Genomic DNA, 6,140 nt, shown 5'->3' with positions numbered 1-6,140 from the left:
GCCGGAAATCAAGCTCTCGGAATTAACAGTGCTGTTTTAGTGCGGGACAATAGTTCTTCTACTTACCTAATTATCAACGACGGTACAGCAGGCTTCCAAAGTGCTAATGATTTGGTGATTAATCTGACTGGGTTAACGGGTGCTTTCCCGGCGCTCGGCACTATTGCGGTCAATAGTTTCTTTGTCTAGATTGATGGGGGGGATTAATTCTCCCCTTTTAATATTTGGCTCTTCTAGGTTCTGTGTGATAAGTTTAACTTACATAGGATCGATCAATCTTTGTGTCCTTTGTGTCTTTGTGGTTCGTTCCACCCCCCCGCTAGGAGAAATGTATCTTAGAATACATTTGACCCACCAAAGCTGGGAGAGCCAATATTTTTCCCTAGTTTTTCTAGAATCAAGTTTATAAACTGTACTGAATTTAAACTGCCCAGGGAAAATTTTAATACAAATGCTCAAGCTTCTTCTCCCTGCTCCCTTATTTCAGTATTGGTTAGGACATCTATTCATACTAAATCTGGTTATTAAAAACTGATTATTTATTCCCCCTTTTGCCTGTTGCCTTTTGCCCCTCTTTTATAATACCTATTTTCAATAGTCGTGACTAACATCTAAAAGCGCAATTCCTGTCCGAGAGCGGAATTGCGCTTTGGAATAATCAACTAAGTCTGTCATCACTTTTGAAAAATGATATAAGTAGCCTATACTCAACGGATTTAGTATTATTATACCCTTTCATAGTAACAGGTAAGGATGTTAGATTTCCTTAAAATCTATCGATGCAGAGGTAGGAATTACAGGAGGGAAAGAATCTTACTAGAGCGGAGATCATACTATTCCCAAGTTAGAGTTATGCCTTCTAGGTTACATACTCTCTGAATAGTTTCCAGTTTACTTTCAGTCAATTTCCCAAATAGGTGAACTCTCATTTTATGTTTGGGATAATACTGTCCATAACTCTTGATTTGCCCGATCGCTGATTTCCAGCCTTTTGTATTTTTAACTTCAATTATTTCAGTATTAGTTAAGACATCTATTCTACCTACCTTATCAATGTAAACCTCGGTTTTTCCTCCTAATTCCCCAGCCAGTTTGTCCCGATACCAAGCCTCTGTACCCTTTACAGGAGTATTTATCTCCGGCTCAATAACTATGCCATTAACCTGATTAATAAAGTCCCGAATTGCTCCTCTTACTAATTTTTGAGCAGCATTGGGGGACTGTCTTTTCCGTTTAGCCATTCTTACTCAGTGAATAATTTAGAGATACCATACCCAGCCAAACCAATTACTGCTCCTACTGCCGCAACGGGAGCCATCGTCACTGCAACTGCCGTCCCCCCTACTGCTAATCCCATACCTCCAACCAATGCTGATATGCCGGCTCCAGCACCCGCACCAATTGCCGCTGCTCCAATTGCCGTTGCGTCTTGTTCTTCTATTGCTTTTTTGGTTCCGTAAACTGCTGTGCCGACCACTGCTCCTGCTGCTGCTACTGGAGCCATACCGACTCCTAGAGCAGTTCCTCCTACAGCCAGTCCCATACCGCCAACTACTGCCGATGCACTAGCTCCAATCGCTGTACCCACTCCCACTGAAATCATTGCCTCTTGAACTTCTTCTGGCTTATTTTTCTCCGTCATTATTTTTTGCCTCATTAGCTTTGGGTAATTATGAAACTCTAGCATAAGACAGACAAGCCGTGAACCACAACAAGTCAGGCGTTAAGGCGCATAAGTGCCAGTCGGGTGCATAAAGTTATTAGCTGGCTTCTGGTATTACCAGCCACTGATTGTCTGAGATTTGCAAGGTTTTGAAACAACAGCGAAACGCTTTGCCTATCGGGCTGCAGGCATACACTCCGATTTGGCAATCGTCGGCTATCTTGTGTAAGTGTGTGATCCGCATTTGCAGCCAAGCCTGCCCATCATAAGAATTCTCTAGCAGAAAATCGCTCCCCCGTTTACTGATGCGATACCACATTTCGCGGTATCGTGAAGAAATGTCTTGCGTTGCCCAATCAGAATATCCCAAATTGGTCACCACAGAACCAAGCCGACTAGCTTGTTCGCTTTCATATTCCGTGGAAACTTTTATCCAATTCTGACTGTCAATCCGCACCATTAGGCCACATTGATCATATTTTTCCCGAGGCTGAAATTCTACTTGGGTCATTAGGGAAAAATCGCCAACTTGTCGCATCAATAAGCAATGCCCATCGTCTCTTTGAAAACCATAGTGTGTGTTTTGCCAAAAATCAGTTTTTTCATCTGTAGAAATTTCCAAGCCATTACCCAAACGATAATGCGTCGGCTCGTTGAGCCAGTAAAAATCATCTGACAATGCTGGCTGTAAAAAATTTTCACTAAGTCGCATAATATCGCTCCTAATCAGATACATCGTGATATTACGAGGCCAGCTAACCATTGATTATACAGAAACTTTCCGAATAACCAAAGTAGGAATATATGGAAACTTTCGACATATCACCCCGTTTTGTGGATTACTGACAATCAGCTGAGATACAAAGAACTTTTCAGCGACCCTATCACTAATTCTTCAATCTGACTGCACTTCGTAACAAAAATTTACAATTATTCGACGGCACTCGCACTCCCGTCCGTCGCTGTGCCTAGACGTTTTTAGCTTATTATCATTTGCTTGAATCAATGAGCATGGTGCGTTTCCCAAAATTGATCGGTGGAGCGGTAGGAGTTACATGAGGGAACGCACCCTACAGCTACATTGCTCTAGCGATTTAAGACATCATTCCGATGAGTAACAGAACCTACAATCTGCACCACCTCATCAATTAAGGCTTGAGGAACTTCCAACTCAACGAGGGTAGCAACTAAATCCTCAGCGATCGCGTCGAAGTGGCTATCGGTTAAGCCCATCTCAGCCACTAATTCTTTATGTGCATCCCTCATAGGACGACCATTCCATTGTTCAGCACCACCAAAAGCATAGGTCATAAAGGCTTTTTGATGTTGTTTCTGTTGTTGCATATCTGTAGGAGTGAAGAAACGCTGGACTCGCTCATCTGCCAAGACCTTTTCATAAAATTTTTCTACAGCTAGATCAACAGCCGCTGCACCACCAAGCTTTTCATACAGTGTTTTCATTGAAAATTACTCCTTAATTGTATGAGTTCAAATGTGACACGAGACAGATGGGAGAAGTTGAAATGTTCAATAATCAAAAAGATTAGAGTATGGATAAATCGTAATTCATCTGTATTAGCAGCCCGCCCGTTGGAGCAAGGAGTATGTCTAACGGTTGAACTCACTCGCCGCCAATGACTTTGGATGATGTAGATAACTTTAGCACAAGGTCCGGTGCAGTGATTGGTTAGATCGCTCCTAATTCTTACCTAGAATCTTGTCATACTCGGAGTGCGACCCAACCCAGAACCAAACTATCTTTTCTTCATCTGACTTCTTAATCCCTAATGCTCGCCATCCAATGCCGACTCTGACTGACCAGATTTTTTCTCTTGGTTTCACCTCTTTGAACTCTAGGCTGGGGTGAAATGGATTTTCTTTCCAAATCTCGTAATTTTTCTTGGCTGTTTCTTGTACCCTTTGCGGCAAACTGAGAAAAAGTTGACGAAACCTCTTGGTTCTGGCTGACTTCATTCTTCTCCAAAGCCTTTATCTTCTGTTCTCCCCTCTTGTTCTTCTATCAGGGCTTCCTGTGCCATTGTTATTAAAGCTCCCAATTCCATATCTTCGTTAGAAAGGCTTTGCTGCCATTTTAATTCACTTTCAATATCTTCTAGCAATTGTTGAGCAAGTTCATCTTGAAGATGCTCTGGCAGTTTCTGGATTTCTGTGAATGCTTTGTGCAACAGAGTAGTCATGTTTTGTTCATGTTTTACGCGTATTGGACTATTTTACTACTTTTTCTACTCTCTATTAATTATCCAGAAACTTTCCGAATAAGGAGAGTAAGGATATGCCGAAAGTTTCCGCATATCACCCCGTTTTGTAGATTCCTGACAATCAGCGGAAATAACATCAGCTTTTCCCCAAGATTTCAGCACCAATTGTTCAATCTGACTGCACTTCGTAACAAAAATTTACAACTCTATCATAACCGATCGCACTCCCGTCCGTCGCTGTGCCTAGACGTTTTTAGATTATTATCATTTACTTTAATCAATGAGCATGGTGCGTTCCCCAAAATTGATCGCTGCAGCGGTAGGACTTGCATTAGGGAACGGACCCTACCATATCTGCACTGAGTTCTGTTGTTGCCTTGTTAGGATTAGGAGGATTAAGGTTAGTCTCTAGCCTGACCAAGCGAAAATAGAAATAAGCTAAAACGCACTTAAACCACCTAAAATAGAAATAGTAACTTGAGAAAATTCCTACTTATGCCAGCCAAAAATTTCCTAGATTTAGAAGAAAAGAAAAACTTACAAAAAGCTCTTAAAGAAGAAGAAAGAGCAGAAGTTAGGGAAAGAATTTTAATGTTTCTCTTGCTGAACGACGGAAAAACTCAACGAGAAATAGCTGAGTTTATTGGCTGTTCACTCAAAACGGTCGCCCATTGGTGTGTTCACGGCGATCCTAACAATTTAGAAAGTCTAGAAGATGGAAGAAAAAATGGAAATCATAAAAAAGCCACAGAGAAATATATTAATTTACTATTGAAAATAGTTGATGAAGACCCGAAGGAATTTGGATATGAATTCGGGAGATGGACAGCGGCAAGATTAGCAGATCATCTAGAAAAGGAAACAAAAATTAAACTGAGTGGCTCGCAAGTGAGAAGAATATTGAGAAGAAAAAAGTATGTGTATATCTGGGCAAAATATAGTCTAGAAGATAAGCAAGACAAGAAATTAAGAAAAGCATTTAAAGAAAAATTAGATGAATATTTAAAGTTAGCGAAAGAAAAGCCAGAGTCAATCCAGGTATGGTTTTGGGACGGGGCTTTCAAGGTGGCGACGCAGGTTCGCCACACAGCCCCTCATGAATGTGGATTTAGTTTGAGAGTAATAAGAAGGAGAGCTTGGACAAAAAAAGGAAAGCGAAAAAAAGTGAATGGGCAAAGAAAAAGAGGAAGGGTGAATGTGATGGGAGCCTTAAGATATAATGATAAAAAACGAGTCTGTTTTATGATCAAAAAAGGAAATTCAGAAACTTTCCATGAACAATTAAAGAAACTTCATGAAGAGATTCGTCAAGAATGGATAAACTTGGGAAATCTGCCCGAAGATTTTCGAGAAAAGGGGCCGAAGATTATCATTATATTAGACAATGCTAGTTATCACAAAAAGAAAGATGTTATTGAGCAGGTGGAAAAAGAGTTGCCCAATATTAGGCTAGAGTTTTTACCAGCTTATAGTCCAGATTACAACCTAATAGAATTAGTGTGGCATTCCGCTAAAGAATACATAGCTAATCGAGAATTTGAAAATAAAGAAGAACTGGAAAAAGTAGTCAATCAGCTTTTAAATGAAGGGGGATTGATTATTAAATGGAGTAGAAAACTTAAAAATAAGGGTAATGCTGTCAATGTAACTTAAATGCGTAAAAGCTTAGTAGGGTGAGCATTGCCCACCTTACCGCTTTTTCGGTCTAATAAATCCGAATTAGGGCGAACTGTAGTAGAATAGAAATCGAACCTCTTAAGCAGGGTTTATAAGGATGTCCAGACGAGACGATCTACATTTATCATTACGTCATACTTTAGAAAAAGAGGGTTGGAAAATCACTGATGATCCTTTAATTCTAACCTTAGAAAAAACCTTGCTTAAAGCTGATTTAGGAGCAGAAAAGTTTTTTGCTGCGGAAAAAGAAGATCGTAAAATTGCCGTAGAAATCAAAGACTTTGATACGCCTTCAGTTATCAGTGAATTAGAAAAAACAATAGGACAACTTCAATTATACCAATGGGCTTTAGATTCACAAGAACCTGAAAGAAAACTTTTTTTGGGCATTAGTCAAGCGGTTTATTTAAAACACTTCAAAAAAGCTATTTTCCAACTGGTTAATGAACTACCCCGCCGCAAGCGGACGGGGTATCAGAATCAAAATAGACTCAATTGTAGATTTTGGTGTAGCTGCAGGTATTCTTGGCTTTTCGTTACTTGGTATGGTTCGATAGGGTGGCATAAATCGACTAAATCCT

Annotated in this window: 9 protein-coding genes; 3 read left to right on the top strand and 6 right to left on the bottom strand. The window is 40.2% G+C overall.

Annotated features, from left to right (window positions below):
* The coding region (locus tag IM496_RS21975; protein ID WP_287663338.1) for a bluetail domain-containing putative surface protein at nucleotides 1-189 on the top strand (189 nt) is incomplete at its 5' end.
* Between the two features lie 644 nt (nucleotides 190-833).
* Here IM496_RS21975 and IM496_RS21970 read toward each other — a convergent pair.
* The 6 genes from IM496_RS21970 to IM496_RS21945 all read right to left on the bottom strand — a co-directional run bounded on the left by IM496_RS21970 (nucleotide 834) and on the right by IM496_RS21945 (nucleotide 3,861).
* Nucleotides 834-1,241 (bottom strand): hypothetical protein, encoded by a 408-nt coding sequence (locus tag IM496_RS21970; RefSeq protein ID WP_002801583.1) that lies wholly within the window; start codon nucleotides 1,239-1,241, stop codon nucleotides 834-836.
* 2 nt (nucleotides 1,242-1,243) lie between these two features.
* Nucleotides 1,244-1,642, bottom strand: a complete 399-nt coding sequence (locus IM496_RS21965; RefSeq protein ID WP_002757399.1) for a hypothetical protein — start codon at nucleotides 1,640-1,642, stop codon at nucleotides 1,244-1,246.
* A gap of 118 nt (nucleotides 1,643-1,760) precedes the next feature.
* Nucleotides 1,761-2,375, bottom strand: coding sequence for a DUF1349 domain-containing protein (locus IM496_RS21960; RefSeq protein ID WP_190380229.1), 615 nt, complete (start codon nucleotides 2,373-2,375; stop codon nucleotides 1,761-1,763).
* Nucleotides 2,376-2,749: 374 nt separating this feature from the next.
* Nucleotides 2,750-3,124 (bottom strand): group I truncated hemoglobin, encoded by a 375-nt coding sequence (locus IM496_RS21955; RefSeq protein WP_194015893.1) that lies wholly within the window; start codon nucleotides 3,122-3,124, stop codon nucleotides 2,750-2,752.
* Nucleotides 3,125-3,361: 237 nt separating this feature from the next.
* Nucleotides 3,362-3,637, bottom strand: coding sequence for a ParE family toxin-like protein (locus IM496_RS21950; RefSeq protein ID WP_046660479.1), 276 nt, complete (start codon nucleotides 3,635-3,637; stop codon nucleotides 3,362-3,364).
* The gene (locus tag IM496_RS21945; RefSeq protein WP_194015891.1) at nucleotides 3,634-3,861 is read right to left on the bottom strand and encodes a hypothetical protein; all 228 of its coding nucleotides are present in this window, start codon (nucleotides 3,859-3,861) and stop codon (nucleotides 3,634-3,636) included. The genes IM496_RS21950 and IM496_RS21945 overlap by 4 nt, the downstream gene beginning before the upstream one ends.
* 516 nt (nucleotides 3,862-4,377) lie before the next feature.
* On the opposite strand from IM496_RS21945, the gene IM496_RS21940 reads away from it, so the two are divergent.
* Complete coding sequence (locus IM496_RS21940) at nucleotides 4,378-5,535, top strand: IS630-like element ISMae23 family transposase (protein WP_287663333.1); 1,158 nt, start codon at nucleotides 4,378-4,380, stop codon at nucleotides 5,533-5,535.
* Between the two features lie 121 nt (nucleotides 5,536-5,656).
* Nucleotides 5,657-6,140, top strand: a 484-nt coding sequence (locus IM496_RS21935; protein ID WP_287663331.1) for an element excision factor XisH family protein, incomplete at its 3' end; no start/stop codon positions are given.

The organism is Microcystis sp. M049S2, assembly GCF_020245625.1.
GTDB classification, from domain to species: Bacteria; Cyanobacteriota; Cyanobacteriia; order Cyanobacteriales; family Microcystaceae; genus Microcystis; species Microcystis ichthyoblabe_A.
Note: the sequence above shows the minus strand (reverse complement) of the source record. Positions and strands in the feature narration are given on the sequence as shown.